18 protein-coding genes are annotated in these 18,917 nt (G+C 72.1%); 3 read left to right on the forward strand and 15 right to left on the reverse strand.

The features are described from left to right. Positions 1-23 precede the first annotated feature (23 nt). The 4 genes from AB0B01_RS14450 to AB0B01_RS14465 all read right to left on the reverse strand — a co-directional run bounded on the left by AB0B01_RS14450 (position 24) and on the right by AB0B01_RS14465 (position 3,568). Positions 24-1,007 (reverse strand): methionine synthase, encoded by a 984-nt coding sequence (locus AB0B01_RS14450; RefSeq protein WP_361717543.1) that lies wholly within the window; start codon positions 1,005-1,007, stop codon positions 24-26. Continuing rightward, positions 1,004-1,693 (reverse strand): SDR family oxidoreductase, encoded by a 690-nt coding sequence (locus AB0B01_RS14455; RefSeq protein WP_361717545.1) that lies wholly within the window; start codon positions 1,691-1,693, stop codon positions 1,004-1,006. Before AB0B01_RS14455 ends, AB0B01_RS14450 begins: the two co-directional genes overlap by 4 nt. A gap of 415 nt (positions 1,694-2,108) precedes the next feature. Continuing rightward, on the reverse strand, positions 2,109-2,453 hold the full coding sequence (locus AB0B01_RS14460; protein ID WP_361717548.1) for a DUF1330 domain-containing protein: 345 nt from the start codon (positions 2,451-2,453) through the stop codon (positions 2,109-2,111). Positions 2,454-2,506: 53 nt separating this feature from the next. Next, complete coding sequence (locus tag AB0B01_RS14465; RefSeq protein WP_361717551.1) at positions 2,507-3,568, reverse strand: helix-turn-helix domain-containing protein; 1,062 nt, start codon at positions 3,566-3,568, stop codon at positions 2,507-2,509. Between the two features lie 125 nt (positions 3,569-3,693). Between AB0B01_RS14465 and AB0B01_RS14470 the strand changes: the two genes are divergently transcribed. After that, positions 3,694-4,617 (forward strand): NADP-dependent oxidoreductase, encoded by a 924-nt coding sequence (locus AB0B01_RS14470; RefSeq protein WP_361717554.1) that lies wholly within the window; start codon positions 3,694-3,696, stop codon positions 4,615-4,617. Between the two features lie 9 nt (positions 4,618-4,626). Here AB0B01_RS14470 and mnmA read toward each other — a convergent pair whose 3' ends face one another. Beyond that, a complete protein-coding gene (mnmA, locus tag AB0B01_RS14475) occupies positions 4,627-5,757 on the reverse strand; it encodes a tRNA 2-thiouridine(34) synthase MnmA (RefSeq protein ID WP_361717557.1) in 1,131 nt (376 codons plus the stop codon). A gap of 69 nt (positions 5,758-5,826) precedes the next feature. Between mnmA and AB0B01_RS14480 the strand changes: the two genes are divergently transcribed. Both AB0B01_RS14480 and AB0B01_RS14485 read left to right on the forward strand, forming a co-directional pair. Next, a complete protein-coding gene (locus tag AB0B01_RS14480) occupies positions 5,827-6,462 on the forward strand; it encodes an N-acetylmuramoyl-L-alanine amidase (RefSeq protein ID WP_361717560.1) in 636 nt (211 codons plus the stop codon). A 73-nt stretch (positions 6,463-6,535) separates the two neighbouring features. Further along, a complete protein-coding gene (locus AB0B01_RS14485; RefSeq protein ID WP_361717563.1) occupies positions 6,536-7,261 on the forward strand; it encodes a hypothetical protein in 726 nt (241 codons plus the stop codon). Positions 7,262-7,297: 36 nt separating this feature from the next. On the opposite strand, the gene AB0B01_RS14490 is transcribed toward AB0B01_RS14485, so the two are convergent. The 10 genes from AB0B01_RS14490 to AB0B01_RS14535 all read right to left on the reverse strand — a co-directional run bounded on the left by AB0B01_RS14490 (position 7,298) and on the right by AB0B01_RS14535 (position 18,859). Then, positions 7,298-8,461 (reverse strand): cysteine desulfurase family protein, encoded by a 1,164-nt coding sequence (locus AB0B01_RS14490; RefSeq protein ID WP_361717566.1) that lies wholly within the window; start codon positions 8,459-8,461, stop codon positions 7,298-7,300. Positions 8,462-8,548: 87 nt separating this feature from the next. Beyond that, on the reverse strand, positions 8,549-9,400 hold the full coding sequence (locus AB0B01_RS14495; protein WP_361717569.1) for a thioesterase family protein: 852 nt from the start codon (positions 9,398-9,400) through the stop codon (positions 8,549-8,551). A 42-nt stretch (positions 9,401-9,442) separates the two neighbouring features. Continuing rightward, positions 9,443-10,099, reverse strand: coding sequence for a trimeric intracellular cation channel family protein (locus AB0B01_RS14500; protein WP_361717572.1), 657 nt, complete (start codon positions 10,097-10,099; stop codon positions 9,443-9,445). Between the two features lie 511 nt (positions 10,100-10,610). Next, positions 10,611-11,699 (reverse strand): dipeptide ABC transporter ATP-binding protein, encoded by a 1,089-nt coding sequence (locus AB0B01_RS14505; RefSeq protein ID WP_361717646.1) that lies wholly within the window; start codon positions 11,697-11,699, stop codon positions 10,611-10,613. Between the two features lie 5 nt (positions 11,700-11,704). Further along, on the reverse strand, positions 11,705-12,727 hold the full coding sequence (locus AB0B01_RS14510; RefSeq protein WP_361717649.1) for an ABC transporter ATP-binding protein: 1,023 nt from the start codon (positions 12,725-12,727) through the stop codon (positions 11,705-11,707). Between the two features lie 110 nt (positions 12,728-12,837). Further along, on the reverse strand, positions 12,838-13,839 hold the full coding sequence (locus AB0B01_RS14515; protein WP_361717575.1) for an ABC transporter permease: 1,002 nt from the start codon (positions 13,837-13,839) through the stop codon (positions 12,838-12,840). 139 nt (positions 13,840-13,978) lie between these two features. After that, positions 13,979-15,745: an ABC transporter substrate-binding protein gene (locus AB0B01_RS14520; RefSeq protein ID WP_361717578.1), complete on the reverse strand. Its 1,767-nt coding sequence runs from the start codon at positions 15,743-15,745 to the stop codon at positions 13,979-13,981. Between the two features lie 41 nt (positions 15,746-15,786). Further along, on the reverse strand, positions 15,787-16,779 hold the full coding sequence (locus AB0B01_RS14525) for an ABC transporter permease (protein WP_361717581.1): 993 nt from the start codon (positions 16,777-16,779) through the stop codon (positions 15,787-15,789). A 528-nt stretch (positions 16,780-17,307) separates the two neighbouring features. After that, the gene (locus AB0B01_RS14530) at positions 17,308-18,048 is read right to left on the reverse strand and encodes an enhanced serine sensitivity protein SseB C-terminal domain-containing protein (protein WP_361717584.1); all 741 of its coding nucleotides are present in this window, start codon (positions 18,046-18,048) and stop codon (positions 17,308-17,310) included. A gap of 76 nt (positions 18,049-18,124) precedes the next feature. After that, complete coding sequence (locus tag AB0B01_RS14535) at positions 18,125-18,859, reverse strand: enhanced serine sensitivity protein SseB (RefSeq protein ID WP_361717587.1); 735 nt, start codon at positions 18,857-18,859, stop codon at positions 18,125-18,127. Between the last annotated feature and the right edge of the window lie 58 nt (positions 18,860-18,917).

Consider the following 18,917-nt stretch of genomic DNA (forward strand, 5'->3'; position numbering starts at 1 on the left):
CCTCCCGTGGCCCGTCTCGTCCGTCACTCAGGGTTGTCGGCGAGCGACCTCGCCGCCCTGACGCAGTGCGCCTGCACCGCGCGGGCATAGGCGGGCGAAGCGCCCGCCAGACCGCACGACGGGGTGACCACCACGGACTCGGCGAGAGTCCCCGGGGACAGCCCCAGCCTGCGCCAAAGCTTCCTGACACCCATGACGCTACCGCCCGGGTCCGACAACGGGGTGTCGGTGCCCGGCACCACTCCGGCGAAGAGCTTCGCCCCGCCTTCGACGGCTTCCCCGATGGCGTCGTCCTCGCGCTCGGTGAGCAAGGAGAAATCGAACGACACGCCTGCCGCGCCGGCCCGGCGGAGCAGGCCGAAGGGGACCTCGGGGGCGCAGGAGTGCACGATCACCTCCCCTTCGTGGACGGCGAACAGGTCGCGCAGCGTGCCCTCGACGACCTGGCGGTCCACGGCCCGGTAGGTGCGGTAGCCGCTGGCGGAGCGGACCCGGCCCTGGAGGACGGCGGTGAGCGAGGGCTCGTCGAACTGGAGGACGATCTCGGCGCCCGGAATGCGCCTGCGGACGTCGGCCAGGTGTCCGCGCAGGCCCTCGGCGAGCGAGGCGGCCAGGTCCCGACAGGCCCCGGCGTCCTGGAGGACGGCCTCGCCGCCGTGCAGTTCCAGGGCGGCGGCCAGGGTCCACGGCCCGACGGCCTGGACCTTGAGCCTGCCCTCGTAGCCCTGGGTGAACTCCTCCAGGGCGTCCAGGTCCTCGCCGAGCCAGGACCGGGCGCGCCGGGTGTCGCGGCCGGGGCGGTCGCTGATCCGCCAGCCGCTGGGCTCGACGTGCGCGTACAGCTCGACGAGCAGGCCGAGCGAGCGGCCGATCATGTCCGCGCCGGGCCCGCGGGCTGGCAGCTCGGGCAGGTACGGGAACTCCTCGAAGGATCCGGTGACCGTCTTGGCGGCTTCGCGGGCGTCACCGCCGGGCAGGGACCCGACTCCCGTGGCGTTCGCGCTCATCGGCCCGGCCTCACGCTCAGGTCGTTGACCTCGGCGTCGCGGGGCAGGTCGACGGCCATGACGATGGTGGTCGCCACGGACTCGGGGTCGATCCAGGCGGCGGGGTCGTACGCCTTGCCCTCCTGGGAATGCACCTTGGCCTGCATGGGGCTGGCGGTACGGCCCGGGTAGACGGAGGTGACCCGGATGCCGTTGGCCTTCTCCTCGGCGCGCAGGGAGTCGGCGAGGGCCTTGAGGCCGTGCTTGGAGGCGGCGTAGGCGCTCCAGTCGGCGTGGGCGGTCAGGCCGGCGCCGGAGTTCACGAAGACGACGGTGGCCTTGGAGGCGCGCAGAGTGGGCAGCAGCAGCCGGGTGACCTCGGCGGGGGCGATCAGGTTGACGTTGAGCTGCTGGTGCCAGGTCTTGGGGCGCAGCTCACCGACGGGGCCGAGGTCCACGATGCCGGCGATGTGGAGGAGGGAGTCGATCCGCTCGGGGACGGCCTGCTTGGAGAAGGCCCAGGACAGCCGGTCGGGGTCCGCGAGGTCCCCGACGAGGGTGCGGGACCCGGGGTAGCGCTCGACGAGCTGCTTGGCGCGGGCGGCGTCGCGGGCCAGGAGGACGAGGTCGTCGCCGCGGGCGTGCAGGCGGGTGGCGACGGCGGCGCCGATGCCGGAGCCGGCGCCGGTGATCAGGTGAGTAGGCATGGGGTCATGCTCGCAGGTGCCGGTGGGCCGGGTCCCCGGGCCGGCCGGCATCGGCCCGGCGGCCTGGGCTGCGGCCGGGGCGGGTCGGCCCGCGGCCGGCTGCGGAGCTGTGCCCTGGCGCGGGTCGGGTGGGGCGGGCGGTTGGCCGGCCCCGGGTCCGGGCCGCTCCAGCGGGCGGGGGCTTCTGGGCCGTGGCGGTGCCGCGCGGGAGCGTGGGGTGGCGGGGCGGGGGGGCCACTCCGGAAGTTCGTCTCGGCTCGCGGATCCTGGCCGAGTCCCGGCAGGACCCGGCGGTGACCGCTCGTCCTCGACTCACCACCGCAGTGTCCGCGCCCCGCCCGCAGTGCCCGTCCGCGCACCCGGGCGGGGGTCACACCGCGTCCCCCGCCCGCGGAGCCGGTGGCAGTCGGCCGGATCAGAGGCCGGCGGCCGTGCGGAGGGCGGCGGCCGTGGTGGTGGGGTCGTAGTCGGTCGGGACGCCCTCGACGAGGAGGACGTCGCCCGGGATGTGGCGGGTGCGCAGCGGGAGGATCTCCTGGTAGGCGGGTGAGGCGTACCAGGCTCGGGCGCGCTCGATGTCCGGGAAGGCGATGATCACCAGGTCCCCGGGGAAGGCGCCCTCCAGGACCTCGACCTTCGCTCCGTGGACGAGGAACCGGCCCTCGAAGGGGTCCATGGTCGACTGGATCTCCTCGATGTACCGGAGGATGTCCTCGTTCATGGTCTCGGGACGGATGTGGCCGATGGCATAGGCGGTCATGGTCGTCTCCCCTGTCAACCGGCCCGGTGTTCCGCGCCGTTGAGCCGATGCTGTCAGAGGACGGCCCCGGTGGCGATTACCTCCGGGGTCACGGCGGAGGCGGCCGGGCCGTGTGGCTGGAAGGTGCGGCGGTAGGCGATCGGGGAGACGCCGAGTGCCGTCCGCATGTGCTGGCGCAGTGAGTTGGCCGAGCCGAAGCCCGCCCGGTGTGCGACCAGGTCCACCGGGAGGTCGCTGGACTCCAGCAACTGACGGGCCACTTCGAGGCGTTGGCCGGTGAGCCACTGCACCGGCGTCATGCCGACCTCGTCCCGGAAGCGGCGCGTGAAGGTGCGCAGGCTCATCCGTGCGTGGTCGGCCAGCTCGGCCAGGGTGAGGGGCTCGCCGAGCCGCTCCTGCGCCCAGGCGCGGGTGGCGGTGGTGGTGGCGACGGTGGGGGCGGGGACGGGCCGGTCGATGTACTGGGCTTGGCCGCCGTCGCGCCAGGGCGGGACGACGCACATCCGGGCGGCCCGGTTGGTGACGGTGGTGCCGTGGTCCCGGCGGATCAGGTGCAGGCACAGGTCCACCCCGGCGGCGACCCCGGCGGAGGTCAGGACGTCGCCGTCGTCCACGAACAGCACGTCCTCGTCCACCAGCACGCGCGGGTAGGCGCGGCGGAACTCGGGGGCGAGGTTCCAGTGCGTGGTGGCGGGGCGGCCGTCGAGGAGGCCGGCCGCGGCCAGGACGTAGGAGCCGGTGCAGATGGAGACCAGGCGGGTGCCCGGGCGGATCCCGGCGATGGCGGCCGTGACCTCGGGGGGCAGCGGTCCGCCGTGGGCCAGCTCGGGCATCGCGTGGGTGGGCGGGACGATCACGGTGTCGGCGGCGGCGAGGGCTTCCGGGCCCGCGGCGGGCTGGACGGTGAACCCGGCGTCGCTGAGCACGGGGCGGCCGTCGGCGGTGCAGACGGTGACCTCGTACAGGGCCTGCCCGGCCTCGTCCACGGCGCTGCCGAAGACGCGGGAGGGGATGCCCAGCTCGAAGGGGGGAACACCGGGCAGCGCGAGTACCGCGACCCGGTGGGTACGCCGGCCGGCCACGGCCTCCGCTGTCGTTTTCCGTGCGCTCTGCATGGCCAGATCCTGTCACACCCTGGCCATCCGGCCAATACCAAGGAGTCCTGCGATGCCCGAGTGTGGGACGTGTCGCCGGGGAGGACCCGGTATCGGACGGAATCCCATGGAATGAGGAAACAGGCATGCGTGCGATCGTCGTGAACGGATGGGGCGGCCCCGAGACCCTGGTGGAGCGGGAGATCGACCGCCCGGAGCCGGGCCTGAACGAGATCCTGGTACGCGTCCACGCGGCCGGTGTGAACCCCGTCGACTGGAAGACCCGGGCCAGCGGCGGCCTGATCGCCTGGGGCGAGACCCCGATCGTGGGCTGGGACGTCTCCGGCACCGTCGAGGCGGTCGGCCCGGGCGTGACGCTCTACGCCCCCGGGGACGAGGTGTACGGAATGCCGAGCTTCCCGCGGCAGGCGGGCGGCTACGCCGAATACGTGGTGGGTCCGGCCCGGCACTTCGCCCGCAAGCCCGCCTCTCTCGACCACGCGCAGGCGGCCGCGCTGCCGCTGGCGGCACTCACCGCCTGGCAGGCCCTGGTGGACACGGCCGGGGTCACCGCCGGCCGGCGCGTGCTGGTGCACGCCGCGGCCGGCGGGGTCGGCCACCTGGCGGTGCAGATCGCGAAGGCGCGCGGCGCGTACGTCATCGGCACCGCGAGCGCGGCCAAGCACGAGCTGCTGCGCGAGCTGGGCGCCGACGAGGTGATCGACTACCGCACCACCGACTTCGCCGAGGCGGTGTCCGACGTGGACGTGGTGATCGACTCGCTCGGCGGGGACAACGGGCAGCACTCACTGAAGGTGCTCAAGCCCGGCGGGCACCTGGTGACGCTGCCCTCCCCGGACGACGTGCCGGACGGGGCGGACGGCGTGCACACCGGCTGGACGCTGGTGGAGCCCGACTACCGGGGCCTGGTGGAGATCGCGGCGCTGGTCGAGGACGGGCGGCTGCGCCCCGTCATCGACACGGTGCTGCCGCTGGCGCAAGCCGCGCAGGCCCACGAGCTCGGCGAGCGCGGCCGGACCACCGGCAAGATCGTCCTGACGGTGGCCTGATCCGCGGCGTCAGACGCCGGCGGCGACGCGCTCCGTCGTGGCGATCGTGGCGGAGCCGACCACGCGGGTGCCGTCGTAGAGGACGATCGCCTGGCCGGGCGCCACGCCGCGGACCGGCTCGGTGAAGGAGACGCGCAGCTCGCCGTCCACGAGCTCGGCGAAGACCTCGGTCTCGCCGCCGTGGGCGCGCAGCTGCGCGGTGTACGTGCCCGGGGCGGCGGGCGTGGAGCCGCACCAGCGGGGGCGGATCGCGGTGAGGGCGCTCACGTCGAGGGCCTCGGCGGGGCCGACGGTGACGGTGTTGTTCACCGGGGAGATGTCGAGGACGTAGCGCGGCTTGCCGTCGGGGGCGGGGTGGCCGATCCGCAGGCCCTTGCGCTGGCCGATGGTGAAGCCGAAGGCGCCGTCGTGGGTGCCGACCTTCGCCCCGGCCTCGTCGACGATGTCGCCCTCGGCCTTGCCGAGGCGGTTCGCCAGGAAGCCCTGCGTGTCGCCGTCGGCGATGAAGCAGATGTCGTGGCTGTCGGGCTTCTTCGCCACGGCCAGCCCGCGGCGCTCGGCCTCGGCGCGGATCTCGTCCTTCGTGGTGAGGGTGTCGCCGAGCGGGAAGAGGGCGTGGGCGAGCTGCTTCTCGTCGAGGACGCCGAGGACGTACGACTGGTCCTTGGCCATGTCGGAGGCGCGGTGCAGCTCGCGGGAGCCGTCCGCGTTCTCGACGACGGTGGCGTAGTGGCCGGTGCAGACGGCGTCGAAGCCGAGGGCGAGGGCCTTGTCGAGCAGCGCCGCGAACTTGATCTTCTCGTTGCAGCGCAGGCAGGGGTTCGGGGTGCGCCCGGCCTCGTACTCGGAGATGAAGTCCTCGACGACGTCCTCGCGGAACCGCTCGGCGAGGTCCCAGACGTAGAAGGGGATGCCGATGACGTCGGCGGCGCGGCGGGCGTCGCGGGAGTCCTCGATGGTGCAGCAGCCGCGGGCGCCGGTCCGGAAGGACTGCGGGTTCGCGGAGAGCGCGAGGTGGACGCCGGTCACGTCGTGCCCGGCTTCGACCGCGCGGGCGGCGGCGACGGCGGAGTCCACGCCGCCGGACATGGCGGCCAGGACGCGAAGGGGGCGGGCGGTGCGCGGCAGGTTCTCAGTCATAGCACCGTCCAGGGTACGGGGGAACCGGGACGGGTCACAGCGCGTTCTCGGATGCGGGGGGTGGATCACATGGGGAACAAGGGCAGGACCCGCAGGGCGGTGCTGTTCGGGGGTCTCGGGGTCTTCACGGTGGCGGCGGTCGCCGGACGGGACGAGATCGGCCGCGCCTGGTGGCTGCTGCCGGGTGTGGGCAAGCCGCGCCAGGAGGGCGCGCTGGACCACGCGGGCGCGAGCTGGACGGCGGCCTCGCCGGCGAACTGGCGGCTGGCGGACCGGCCCGACGACTACCGGGTGGACCGGATCGTCGTGCATGTCACGCAGGGCAGCTTCGCGTCCTCGGTGGATGCCTTCAAGAACCCGTGGCACCGGGCCTCGGCCCACTACATCGTGCGCCAGGACGGGCATGTGGAGCAGATGGTGCGCGAGCTGGACGTGGCCTTCCACTCGGGGAACCGCTCTATGAACGAGCGCAGCGTCGGCATAGAGCACGAGGGCTATGTGGACCGCCCGCAGGACTTCACGGACGCCATGTACGCGGCCTCGGCGCGGCTGGCCGCCGATGTCTGCCGCCGGTACGGCATACCGGTGGACCGCCGGCACATCCTGGGGCACGCGGAGGTCCCGGGCGCCGACCACACCGATCCGGGGCCGCACTGGGACTGGGACCGGTACCTCGGCCTGGTGCGCTCGCTCATGGCCGCCTGAGGCGGGCGGGACTGCGGGGTGCAGGCGTCCGGCTTAGGCTGATCGGGGACGGGTTTTCGTCGGAGGTGAGGCGATGTCCGGGTTGCGGGGCGCGGCGCTGGGCCTGGCCGCCGGGGCGCTCGGTGGACTGCTGACGGGAGTCGCGGCCCCCCAGGGGAACGGCGTCGAGGACGACAGCGCCCAGGTGATCGTCCAGAAGGCGCGGAAGGCGCTGGACGAGGCGAAGTCCGTCCGGATGCAGGCACAGGTCGAGGACGCGGCGGGGACGACGACCCTGGACCTCCGCTTCGACGTGGACGGCAATTGCACCGGCGCCGTCGGGCTGCCCGGGAACGGCGGTCACGCGGACATCGTCAAGCGGGGGGAGGACGTGTGGCTGAAACCCGACGCGAAGTTCTTCCAGTCCCAGATCCCGGGTGCCAGCGGCAAGGACGCGGCCGAGCTGATCAACGGCCGCTGGATCCACGGCAGCACCCGCAACGCCCTGCTGCACGAGTTCAGCGAGGTCTGCGATCTGTCCGGGTTCCAGCGCAAGTACGCATCGCGGCCGGCCTCCGAGAGCCTTGCGAAGGGCGGGAAGGCCACCGTCGACGGCGCGAAGGCGATCACCGTCACCAGCCGCTCCGAGGACGAGTCGAGCACGTACTACGTCGCCACCGAGGGCAAGCCCCGGCTGCTGCGGGTCGAGGGACGGCAGGACGGCCAGAAGGGGAAGGCCGACTTCTCCGACTACGACAAGCCGGTGCCCGCCGGCACCCCGCGGCCGGGTGAATCCGTCGACCTCTCCCAGCTCCAGTAGCCGCTCCGGCCGCGCGCACCGCGGCCCCTCAGGGGCTCAGACCAATCCGGCCGTACGGGCGCGCGCGACGGCCGGGCCGATCGCGGCGGCCACGGCCGCGACGTCCTCCTTGGTGGAGGTGTGTCCGAGCGAGAACCGCAGGGTTCCGCGGGCCAGGTCCGGGTCGGTGCCGGTGGCCAGCAGGACGTGGCTGGGCTGGGCCACACCCGCGGTGCAGGCGGAGCCGGTGGAGCACTCGATGCCCTGGGCGTCGAGCAGGAGCAGCAGGGAGTCGCCCTCGCAGCCGGGGAAGCTGAAGTGGGCGTTGGCGGGCAGCCGGTCGACCGGGTCCCCGCCGAGGACGGCGTCCGGCACCGCCGCGCGCACGGCGGTGACCAGTTCGTCGCGCAGGGCGCCGATCTCGGCGGCGAACCGCTCACGCCGCTCGGCGGCGAGGACGGCGGCGACGGCGAAGGCCGCGACGGCGGGCACGTCGAGGGTCCCGGAGCGTACGTGCCGCTCCTGGCCGCCTCCGTGCAGGACGGGGACGGGGCTCTGGTCGCGGCCGAGCAGCAGCGCGCCGATGCCGTACGGGCCGCCGATCTTGTGGCCGCTGACGGTCATGGCGGCGAGCCCGCTGTCGCCGAAGCGGACGTCGAGCTGCCCGACGGCCTGGACGGCGTCGGAGTGCAGGGGGATCCCGAACTCGGTGGCCACCGCGGCGAGTTCGTGCACCGGCATGACGGTGCCGATCTCGTTGTTGGCCCACATGACGGTGGCCAGCGCCACGTCGTCGGGGTTGCGTTCGACGGCTTCACGCAGGGCCTCGGGGTGCACCCGCCCGTACCGGTCGACCGGCAGGTACTCGACCCGGGCTCCCTCGTGCTCGGCGAGCCAGTGCACCGCGTCGAGGACGGCGTGGTGCTCGACGGGGCTGGCGAGCACCCGGGTCCGGGCGGGGTCGGCGCCGCGGCGGGCCCAGTAGAGGCCCTTGACGGCGAGGTTGTCGGCCTCCGTGCCGCCGGCGGTGAAGACCACCTCGCTCGGCCGCGCCCCGAGCGCCTCGGCGAGGGCCTCGCGGGCCTCCTCGACGGTACGGCGGGCGCGGCGGCCGGCGGCGTGCAGGGAGGAGGCGTTGCCCGTGGCGGCGAACTGCGCGGTCATCGCCGCGGCGGCCTCCGGGAGCATCGGGGTGGTGGCTGCGTGGTCGAGGTAGGCCATGATCCTCCGATTCTACGAGCCCCGGCCCCCGGGCCGTACGCCGGTGCGACGGGGCCGGCGTGCGGCCCGGGGATGCGCAGTGCGGGGCTAGCGCGGGGCGCGGGCCAGTTGGCGGGACTGGGCCACCAGGCGGTCCGCCGAGTCCCAGACCTCGGCGTCCTCCTCCAGGAAGCCCCCGGCCAGGTTCCGCGTGGTGATCGCGATGCGCAGCGGGCCCGGCGCCGGCCGCTGCCGGATGTGCGTGGTGAGCTCCACGGTCGGGCTCCAGCCGATCAGGCCCAGGTCGAAGCAGGTCGGCGGCAGCGCGTCCACCGCCAGCAGCAGCGAGAACGGGTCCGCGTCGCGGCCGTCGGCCAGTTCGAACCAGGCCCGCATCTCGCCCTTGCCGGACGGCGCGCCGAGCGCCCAGCCCGCCGTGGCCGGGTCCAGCCGCAGCCGGAGCCGGTCCACGATCGCGTTGCTGCCGGGGATCGGGGCCGGGCCGGCCTCCGGGCCGAGGCAGTCCTCGTAGGGCGGGATCTGCGGCGGCACGGCGGTGGTGCGGACGTCGTCCGGGAGGGCGGCGAGGTCGCCGTAGGAGGCGAGGACGCGGATGCGCTCGACCTCGGCGCCGTTCTCGTCGTACTGGAAGAGGGAGGCCTGGCCGGTGGAGAGGGTGCGCCCCACGCGGACCACCTCGGTGCGGACCACGGCGGGGCCGGGCACCGAGGAGGTCAGGTAGTGGGCGGAGACGGTGAACGGGTCCGGGTGCGGCAGGGCCGCCGACAGGGCCCGGCCGACCAGGGCCAGCAGGTAGCCGCCGTTGACGGCGCTGATGATGGTCCATCCGGCGGAGAGCTCCGCGTCGTACACCCCGGGCTCGTCCGCGCGTGCGGTGAGGGTGGTGTCGCGGTCGAACTCGCTGTCGCCGATGGAGGCCTGGGCCGCTGCGTAAGACATGGAACGACCCTACAACGGCAAGCTACTAAGCGGTAGCTTTTGCTAGGGCTCTTCGGCCACTGCGGAACGGCGGTTCCAGGCCAGTGGGGCCCGCCAGTGGAAGCGCATGGCGAGGAGGCGCAGAACGAAGGTGGTGACGATCGCCAGGGCGGTGGTCAGGGCGTTCAGGACGTCGAAGCCGATGAAGACGGCCACCATGGAGGAGCCGACGGTGGCGGGGACGGCGTACATCTCGCGGTCCCGCAGTAGCCGGGGCACCTCGCCCGCGAGGACGTCGCGCAGGACGCCGCCGCCGACGGCCGTGGCCAGGCCGAGCGCGGCGGAGGCGGTGAGGCCGAGGCCGAACTCGTAGGCCTTGGTGGTGCCGGTCACGCAGAACAGGCCGAGGCCGGCGGCGTCGAAGACGTTGATGGCGGTGTTGATCCGCTGGACCTCGGGATGCAGGAAGAAGACGATCGCGGCGGCGATCAGCGGGGTGACGAAGAAGCTGAGTTCGCCGAAGGCGGCGGGCGGGACGGCGCCGATGACGAGGTCGCGGAAGAGGCCGCCGCCGAGGGCGGTGACCAGGGCGAGGACGGCGATGCCGAAGACGTCGAAGTTCTTGCGGACGGCGAGCAGGGCGCCCGCCGTGGCGAAGACGAAGATGCCCGCGAGGTCCAGGGCGTGCTGGATGCCGGGCGGGAAGAGATCGTGGAGCACGGCCCCATTGTGCCGCTCGCCTGGCCGGCGGCTTCACGGAGCCGGGCCGCTGCCGGCCCGGCGGCCCGGCGCTCCCTCGGCCGGGAGCCGTCCACGGCTGCCGGCTCACGCCGCCCCGGCACCCGCAGGCTGGGCCGGGGGCACCCGGTCGGCGGGCGTGGCGGGCGCCCCGGCGGACACGGCTTGACTGCTGCGCGCCCGGGCCCGCGCCGCGAGGGCCGGCCTCTCCGCGCCCGAACGGCCACCCCGGCACGCGGCGGGCCGGCCAAACCCCGGCACCCGCAGGCTGGGCCGGGGCCACCCGCGGTCGGCAGGCGCGCCCGACGCCCCGGCGGACACGGCTTGGCTGCTGCGCGCCCGGGCCCGCGAGGCGCGCAGCGAGAGAGCGCACGGCGGGGCCAGGCGCGCAGCCTGGGGCGCGCGGACCCCGCCGGGCGCGGCGTGGTGAAGAAAGTGAGCCGGTGGCCCGGGGGCGACCGCTACTCGGCCCGGGTCACCGGCTGGCTTCGGGTTACTCCGAGACCACCGCCACCGCGTCCGCCGCGCCCGGCAGGGCGGCGTCGCCCGGGGCCTGGTCGGGGGCGTTCTCCGGGTGGTGGCAGGCCACCTGGTGGCCGGTCGCCGGCGCCGCCAGCGGCGGCTCCTGCGTCGTACAGATCTGCGTGGCCTTCCAGCACCGCGTGTGGAAACGGCAGCCGGAGGGAGGGGAGATGGGGGACGGGACGTCGCCCTTGAGCAGGATCCGCCCGCTCTTCGCCCCGCGCCTGCGCGGGTCCGGCACAGGCACGGCCGACAGCAGCGCCTTGGTGTACGGGTGCATCGGGTTCTCGTACAGCGACTTGCGGTCGGCCAGCTCCACGATCTTGCCGAGGTACATCACCGCGATCCGGTCGGACACGTGCCGGATGACCGACAGGTCGTGCGCGATGATCACGTACGTGAGGCCGAGCTCCTCCTGGAGGTCGTCCAACAGGTTGACCACCTGGGCCTGGATCGACACGTCCAGCGCCGAGACCGGCTCGTCCGCGACGACCAGCTTCGGCTTCAGGGCCAGCGCCCGGGCGATGCCGATGCGCTGGCGCTGGCCGCCCGAGAACTCGTGCGGGTAGCGGTTGTAGTGCTCCGGGTTGAGGCCCACCAGGGACAGGAGGCGCTGCACCTCCGCCTTGAGCCCGCCCTCCGGCTCCACGCCCTGGAGCTTGAAGGGGGCGCTGACGATGGTGCCCACGGTGTGCCGCGGGTTCAGCGAGCCGTACGGATCCTGGAAGATCATCTGCACGTCGCGGCGCAGCGGACGCATCCCGGCGACCCCGAGGTGCGTGATGTCGCGCCCCTCGAACTCGACCGTGCCGCCCGTCGGCTCCAGCAGGCGCGTGATCAGCCGGCCCATGGTCGACTTGCCGCAGCCGGACTCGCCGACCACGCCCAGCGTCTCACCGCGCCGGACGTCGAAGTCGATGCCGTCCACGGCCTTGACGGCTCCGACCTGCCGGCGCAGCAGCCCCTTGTTGATGGGGAAGTGCTTGACCAGGCCGGTCACCTTCAGCAGCGGCTCCGCCTCGGAGGCGGAGTCCTTCGCGGGGACGGTGTCCTTCTTCATGTCGGTCACAGCTTCGGCGCAATCTCTTCGGTCCAGATCCGGGTCCGCTCCTCCTGCGACATGTGGCAGGCGGACCAGTGCCGGCTGTCGTCCTCGGTGAGCTCGGGCCGCTGGGTGCGGGTGATGCCGCCCTTGGGGACGTCGGCGTAGGGGCAGCGGGGGTTGAAGGCGCAGCCGCTCGGGATGTTGATGAGGCTGGGCGGGGAGCCCTTGACCGGGATCAGGCGCTCGGTCTGGTCGCGGTCGATGCGCGGCATGGAGCCGAGCAGGCCCCAGGTGTAGGGGTGGCGGGGCCCGTAGAAGACCTTCTCCGCGGTGCCGCGCTCCACGCACCGGCCGCCGTACATCACGAGGATCTCGTCGGCCATCTCGGCGACCACGCCGAGGTCGTGCGTGATCATGATGACCGCGGAGCCGAACTCCTTTTGCAGGTCGCGGATCAGGTCGAGGATCTGCGCTTGGACGGTGACGTCCAGGGCGGTGGTCGGCTCGTCCGCGATGAGCAGTTCGGGGTTGTTGACCAGCGCCATCGCGATCATCGCGCGCTGGCGCATACCGCCGGAGAACTCGTGGGGGTACGCGTCCACGCGCCGGTGGGGCTCGGGGATGCCGACCCGGTCGAGCATCTCGACCGCCCGGGTGCGGGCGGTCTTCTTGTCGACGCCCTGGTGGGTGCGGTACGCCTCGATGATCTGCTTGCCGACCGAGTAGTACGGGTGCATCGCGGACAGCGGGTCCTGGAAGACCATCGCCATCTTGCGGCCGCGCAGCTTGCGTACGTGGTCCGCGTCGGCCCGGACGAGGTCCTCCCCGTCGAGGACGACCTGGCCCGAGATGTGCGGGCGGCTGCGCGCGTTGCCGGTGCGGTGCAGGCCCATGATGGCCAGCGAGGTCACCGACTTGCCCGAGCCGGACTCGCCCACGATGCCGAGCGTCTTGCCGCGCTCCAGGTCGAAGGAGAGCCCGTCGACGGACTTGACCAGGCCGTCGTCGGTCGGGAAGTGCACCTTGAGGTCGCGCACCGACAGGAAGGCGCCGTCGCGGGGGCCGGCCTCCTCGGGGACGAACGCGGGCCCGTCCTCGGGGGTCGCACCGGAGCCGGGGCCGGCGGTGCCGGAAGAAGAGGGAGGGGTCTCGGTCACGTCAGCCTCACGCGCGGGTCGATGACGGCGTACAGCATGTCCACGATCAGGTTGGCCATCACCACGAACAGCGCGGCGAGCAGGGTGACACCCATGATCACGGGGAGGTCGCCCTGGCCGATGGCGGCGACGGCCGCCGTCCCCAGACCCTGGAAGTTGAAGGTCGTCTCGGTGAGCACCGCACCGCCGAGGAGTCCGCCGAGGTCCAGACCGAACATCGTGACGATCGGGGTGAGGGTGGAGCGCAGGGCGTGCTTGCGGATGACCACGCCCTCCTTGAGTCCCTTGGCGCGGGCGGTGCGGATGTAGTCCTCGCCGAGCACTTCCAGCATCGTGGCGCGGGTGATGCGGGCGTAGGTGGCGGCGAAGAGGAAGGCCAGGGTCACCCAGGGCAGGATCATGGAGTTGAGCCAGGCCACCGGGTCTTCGGTGAGGGGTTTGTAGTTGGAGACGTCCAGCCAGCCGAGGCTGTAGACGAAGATCGCGGGAGCGACCATGCCGGTGAAGAAGATCGGCAGGGAGACGCCGGCGAGTGCGCCGACCATCACCGTGCGGTCGATGGCGGTCCGGCGCCTGAGGGCGGAGACGACGCCGGTGGCCACACCTGCGAGCACCCAGATGACCGCCGCGCCGAGGGCGAGGGACAGGGTGACCGGCATGCGGTCGACCATGGTCTCCCAGACGGGCGCCTCGGTCTTGAAGGAGTAGCCGAAGCAGGGCGCCGCGCAGTGCGTGACATCGGTGCCGCCGTCGTAGTCGCGGCCGGCGAAGATGCCCTTGACGAAGGTCAGGTACTGCTCGGAGATGGGCTTGTCGAAGCCCATCTTGACGCGGATGCCCGCCAGGGCGGTCTCGTTGGTCTCGCGGCCGGCGTACATGAGCGCGGGATCACTGCCGGTCAGCTTCGGGACCGCGAAGAAGATGCCGAAGGTGACCACGGAGACCACCAGCAGCGTGGCGGCGACGTTGAAAAGCCGCCGTATGAGGTAGACGAGCACTGCAGTCGGCCGCCCGGGGCGGGCGGCTGCCGTCCCTCGTGGGGACGACAGCCGCCGCCTGCGGCCTTCACCTGCCCTTCGGACTAGCGCATGTGCGGTGAAGGCACTTACTTACTTGCCTGCTGAGCTTGACTTTCGGTTACTTGGCAGCGATGCCCACGGTGGCAAGGTCGATCTTGCCCATGGAGTCGTTGAAGTAGACGTTGGTCAGGCGCGGGTTGTGGTAGACGAAGGCCTTGTCGAAGTTGATCGGCAGGTAGAGCGCCTTCTCCATGACCTTCTGGTTGATCTGGGTGTAGAACGGCGCGGCTTCTTCCGGCGTCTTGGCGGCCGCGGCCGTCTTGAACAGCTGGTTGATCTCCGGGTCGTTGATCATCGTGTAGTTGTTGTTGCCGTTGGGCTGGATGAACGAGCCGTCGACCAGCGGCTGCAGGAAGCCCGAGCCGGAGTTGTAGTCGGCGCCCCAGCCCATGACGATGATTCCGTAGTTCTTCTTCTTCACGTTCTCGGGCGAACCGATCGTGGAGGAGGAGAGCTTGCCGTCGTACTGGTCGATGGTGACCTTGATACCGACCTTGGCGAGGGACGCCTGCAGGGACTCGGCGGTCTTGACCTCGGGGGCGCGGTTGTTGCGCACCGCGATGGTGGTCTCGAAGCCGTCCGGCTTGCCACAGGCCTTGAGGGCCTCCTTGGCCTTGGCCTCCTGCGGCTCGCCCTTCGTCAGGTTGTACGGGTCGTAGCTCTTGTCGGCACCGGGGATGCCGGGCGGCAGCATGTTGGCGCCGAGGTCACCGCTGGTCGGGCCGCCGCGGGCGGTCTGCAGGGACTTCGGGTCGGCCGCGTAGATGACGGCCTTGCGGCACTCGATGTTGTCGAAGGGCGCGACCGTCGTCGGGAAGGCGAAGTAGCGGATGTAGCCCGTGAACGGGTTGTCCGCGTTCTTCTTGAGGTTCTCGTCCTTGAGGACCTTGTTCTTGCCGGCCTGCTGCATGCCCGTGCCGTCGATGGCGAGGTCGATGTCGCCCGACAGCAGACGCGCGTCCATGTCGTCCGGGTTGGTGGTCACCGTGAAGGAGACCTTGTCCGGCAGACCCTTGCGGATCGTGTCGGTCTTCGGGTCCCAGTTCTCGTTGCGGACGAAGGTGGCGCCCTTGCTCGCGGTGAAGCTCTCCACCTTGTACGGGCCGGTGGAGACCGGCTTGTTGGTGTAGGTGGCGCCCGTGTCCTTGGCCGCCGGGACCGGCGAGGAGGACGGCATGGCCAGCAGGTAGCTGAAGTCGGAGTTGGCGCTCGCCAGGTTGAAGACGATCGTCTTGTCGTCCGGCGTCTCGACGGACTTCAGACCCATCTTGTTGGGGTCGGTGTCCTTGTAGGGGCCGGGGTACTTCTGGCCCTGGTCGAGGATGTCGATCAGGTACGTGGGACCGCCGGACAGCACGTCCTGCGCGAAGACGCGCTCGATGCCGTACTTGATGTCCTTCGAGGTGATCGGCGAGCCGTCCTCGAACTTCACGCCGTCCTTGAGCTTGAGGGTGTACGTCTTGCCCTCGTTGCTCAGGACCGGCAGGGCCTCGGCGAGGTCCGGGACGAGCTTGCTGCCGTCCTTGCCCGGCTTGCTGTCGTAGGCGAGCAGCTGGCGCACGTAGAGGCGCTGGATGTCCCACACGAAGCCGTAGTAGGCACGCGCCGGGTCGAGGTAGTCGACGTCCTGCGGCGACCAGAGCTTGAGCTCACCGCCCTTGGCGTCCGAGGGGTTCACGAAGCCGGTGGTGGCCGCGTTGAAGGCTGCGGCACCGCCGCCCTTGCCCTCGTCCTTCTTGTCGCCGTCCTTGCCACCGCACGCGGCGGTCAGGGACAGGGCGGCGATCACTGCGGTGATCGCGAGTGCCTGCTTTCTGCGGATCACGGTTGTCCAACCTCCATTGGTGGGTGAATCGGTGAAGCGGTTCAGCTGCCCTTGGGGTCGAGTGCGTCACGCAGCCCGTCCCCGAAGAGGTTGAACGCCAGGACGGTGATGAAGATCGTGATACCGGGGACCACCATGTACGTGGGGTCGTCCTGGTAGATGGGGACGGCGTCGGAGAGCATCTTTCCCCAGGACGCGGTGGGCGGCTTGACGCCTGCGCCGAGGAAGCTGAGGGCCGCCTCCGTCAGGATGTTGGTCGGGATGATCAGCGTCGAGTAGACGAGGATCGGTGCGACCAGGTTGGGCAGCAGCTCCTTGACCAGGATGTAGCCGCGGCCGGCCCCGAGGCTGCGGGCGGCTTCGACGTACTCGCGTTCACGCAGGGAGATCGTCTGGCCCCGGACGATGCGGCCGATGTACGGCCAGCCGAAGAAGCCGATGACGACGATCAGCACGCCCATCCGGACGCCCGAACCCTCGAATCCCCACAGGGAGTTGGGGACGACCGAGACCAGGGCGATGGTGAACAGCAGCTGCGGGAAGGCCAGCAGCAGGTCCATCGTGCGGCTGATGACTGCGTCGACCCAGCCGCCGAGGAAGCCGGCGAGCGCGCCGAGCAGGCTGCCGATGACGACGGAGACCAAGGCCGCCAGGAAGGCGACGACCAGCGAGATGCGGGCGCCGAAGACGATCCGGCTGAACACGTCGCGGCCGTTGGTCGGTTCGACCCCCAGCAGGAAGTCGGAGCTCATGCCGCCGAAGGAGCCGAGCGGCGTGCCGAGGTCCGGGTCGATCAGGTCCTCGTGGAACTCGTTGGGCGGATGGCCCAGCAGGCTCACGATCTGCGGGGCGAAGACCGCCACCAGGATCAGGAAGATCACGATCACGCCGCCGGTCAGCGCGACCTTGTCGCGCTTGAGCCGCATCCAGGCGATGCGACCGGGCGAGCGGCCTTCGATGGCCTTGGCAGGGACGTCGGCTACGGACACGGGTGCGGGCGATTCCGCGCTCGTGTCATGCAGTGGTGCCGTCATCGTGGTGGGGACCCCTCTCGGCCGACGGGTTTGCCGGCCCATGCCCGCCGCTGTGGCGGCGTTGGTGCGGAGTGGCGCTCGGAGTGCGTGGTGATACGCAGTACGCGTGCTGAGGTGCAGGAATGGCAGATGGTGCGGTACGCGGTGCTGTGCAGGTGCTGCCTGGGCAGCCGTGCAGGAAGACGTGCGAAGTGCAGGTGCCGAACCGCGTCTTGGAGGACTGACCGGCTCTTGGGTGGGGAGTCTTCATCGGGCCCGCGATCAGCCGCCAGACCCGCAGGCCAATGGATGCGCAACCGTGATGTGAGGGTCGGGTTCCCGTTATCCGGACTTCGCTCTCGTCTCAGCGGAGCAAGACCGTCTGTTCGGTACGCAATCGGACATGGCACCCAACTCGCCGGACTCGCATGCCTTTTGGGCCCACATCCACGGCGAAATCCGGACAAGGCGAAGGCCGCAGGGAACGGTGGTTCCCTGCGGCCTCGGGTGGCGCCCTGTCCGGATGTCTCAGGGTCCGGGCAGCCCCGGTCAGTAGGCCGGAGCGTGGCCCTCGCGGTCGTAGAAGGGGCGGGTCTGGGCCCGCAGCCACATCGCGACGGGGTCGTGCTCGTCCGCCAGCGCCACCGTGCACACCGGTACGCCGTCGGGGACGGCGCCGACGGACTGGCGCATCATCTCCCGTACGGATTCCAGCGCGGGCGCGGAGGCGTCGTACAGGTCGAGCCCCACCGCCAGGTACGGGGAGCCCAGCGCGGGCTGCACCCACGCGCGGCGCAGCGAGCGCACGGCGGGCGTGCGGTGCGCGTGCTGGGTCAGCAGCCCGTAGAACTGCGGGAGCTCCAGGGTGGGCTCGGAGAGCCGCAGCGGGCCCGCCGGCATCCGGTCCAGCCCGGTGGCGATGCGGCGCAGATCGGCCCAGGGGATGCCGAGGCCGCCGCCCTGGGCGTGCGGGTTCAGCCACAGGCCCCAGCGGTCCGGGTAGAGGGCGCGGGCGATGTCCCGGCCGGTGACCACCTCGTAGCCGCGGTTCCAGCCGCTGGCGGCCAGCTCCTGGGGGGAGGTGACGCAGGGCGCGTATCCGAGGCCCTCGATTTCCATGCCGCCGTACTGGGCGTCGGGGGAGCCCGGCTGCCCCTGCCACAGCAGCATCCACAGCCGGCCCTCGGCCAGGGCGTGCAGGAGCGACTCGTAGCCCTCATAGCGCCCGGGAGTCACCTGGCGCATCATGTGCTCGACCTGCCCGGCCGCGGCCGTGCCTGACGCACTCACCCGGTACCCCTCTTCGTCCGCTTCGTCCGCGCGAGCGCACGGCATACACCCGTATCGGCCACCAGCTTAAGCGGCCCTACGGGAGGTAGAAGGGGCGTACGCGCTCACAAATGAAGTCGACCACCGGGTCCTCGGCGGCGTCCAGCAGGATCAACTGCACGGGCCAGGGCGGCGGAACGCGGGTCAGGGCCCGGCCGAGGGCCTCCAGCGGGGCATTTCGCATCTCGGCCTCCCGTCCCACCAGTCGGACACCGATGTACAGCTCCGGGGCCCCGCCCTCCACGCTGGCGAGGCAGCGGTGGGCGGCGGCGACCAGCCCGGTGGCGCGGAACTCCTCCGCGGCGGCGGTCAGGAAGTCCACCGGGTCCTCCTGCCAGTCCGGTTCGTACAGCCGCACCCGCCCGCCGCCGGCCGGGCCGTCGAGCGGGGTGCGCCCGGTGCGGCAGAGCTCGGCGACGGCCGGGGGCGGCAGCGGCACGCCGACGGCCCCGCCGGGGTTCACGGCGATGCCGAGCTGCGGGGGCAGCCCGCGCGCGAACTCGACGGCGGGGGCCACGGCGAAGTCCAGCGCGGGGCCGGCGCACGCGCGCAGCTGGCCCTCCGAGCTGTAGACGGGGACGAACGCGGCGCCGCCGATGTCCATGGTGGGCAGGGTCAGACCGGGCCCGTCCGGGCTCCCGCCGGCGGGCAGCGGCACCCAGACCCGGCTGCGCCCGAGCACCTCGACGATCCGCGCACCGGCGTCCGCCTGCCCCAGCGCCGCCCCGAGCACCTGCTCCAGCTCGTTCTCCGGCCAGCCGCCGCCGTGCATCTACGCCTCCGCTGTTTCGCCCAAGGTCTGCCCGCCCGAGATTAACGGCTCGGCGTGG

It is taken from the genome of Streptomyces sp. NPDC044571, assembly GCF_040647115.1.
Classification (GTDB): domain Bacteria; phylum Actinomycetota; class Actinomycetes; order Streptomycetales; family Streptomycetaceae; genus Streptomyces.

What these genes read in the sequence shown, in the direction of transcription:
- AB0B01_RS14450 (WP_361717543.1), bottom strand. Translation starts at nt 1,007, where the DNA reads ATGAGCGCGAACGCCACGGGAGTCGGGTCCCTGCCCGGCGGTGACGCC.
- AB0B01_RS14455 (WP_361717545.1), bottom strand. Translation starts at nt 1,693, where the DNA reads ATGCCTACTCACCTGATCACCGGCGCCGGCTCCGGCATCGGCGCCGCC.
- AB0B01_RS14460 (WP_361717548.1), bottom strand. Translation starts at nt 2,453, where the DNA reads ATGACCGCCTATGCCATCGGCCACATCCGTCCCGAGACCATGAACGAG.
- AB0B01_RS14465 (WP_361717551.1), bottom strand. Translation starts at nt 3,568, where the DNA reads ATGCAGAGCGCACGGAAAACGACAGCGGAGGCCGTGGCCGGCCGGCGT.
- AB0B01_RS14470 (WP_361717554.1), top strand. Translation starts at nt 3,694, where the DNA reads ATGCGTGCGATCGTCGTGAACGGATGGGGCGGCCCCGAGACCCTGGTG.
- mnmA (WP_361717557.1), bottom strand. Translation starts at nt 5,757, where the DNA reads ATGACTGAGAACCTGCCGCGCACCGCCCGCCCCCTTCGCGTCCTGGCC.
- AB0B01_RS14480 (WP_361717560.1), top strand. Translation starts at nt 5,827, where the DNA reads ATGGGGAACAAGGGCAGGACCCGCAGGGCGGTGCTGTTCGGGGGTCTC.
- AB0B01_RS14485 (WP_361717563.1), top strand. Translation starts at nt 6,536, where the DNA reads ATGTCCGGGTTGCGGGGCGCGGCGCTGGGCCTGGCCGCCGGGGCGCTC.
- AB0B01_RS14490 (WP_361717566.1), bottom strand. Translation starts at nt 8,461, where the DNA reads ATGGCCTACCTCGACCACGCAGCCACCACCCCGATGCTCCCGGAGGCC.
- AB0B01_RS14495 (WP_361717569.1), bottom strand. Translation starts at nt 9,400, where the DNA reads ATGTCTTACGCAGCGGCCCAGGCCTCCATCGGCGACAGCGAGTTCGAC.
- AB0B01_RS14505 (WP_361717646.1), bottom strand. Translation starts at nt 11,699, where the DNA reads ATGAAGAAGGACACCGTCCCCGCGAAGGACTCCGCCTCCGAGGCGGAG.
- AB0B01_RS14525 (WP_361717581.1), bottom strand. Translation starts at nt 16,779, where the DNA reads ATGACGGCACCACTGCATGACACGAGCGCGGAATCGCCCGCACCCGTG.
- AB0B01_RS14535 (WP_361717587.1), bottom strand. Translation starts at nt 18,859, where the DNA reads ATGCACGGCGGCGGCTGGCCGGAGAACGAGCTGGAGCAGGTGCTCGGG.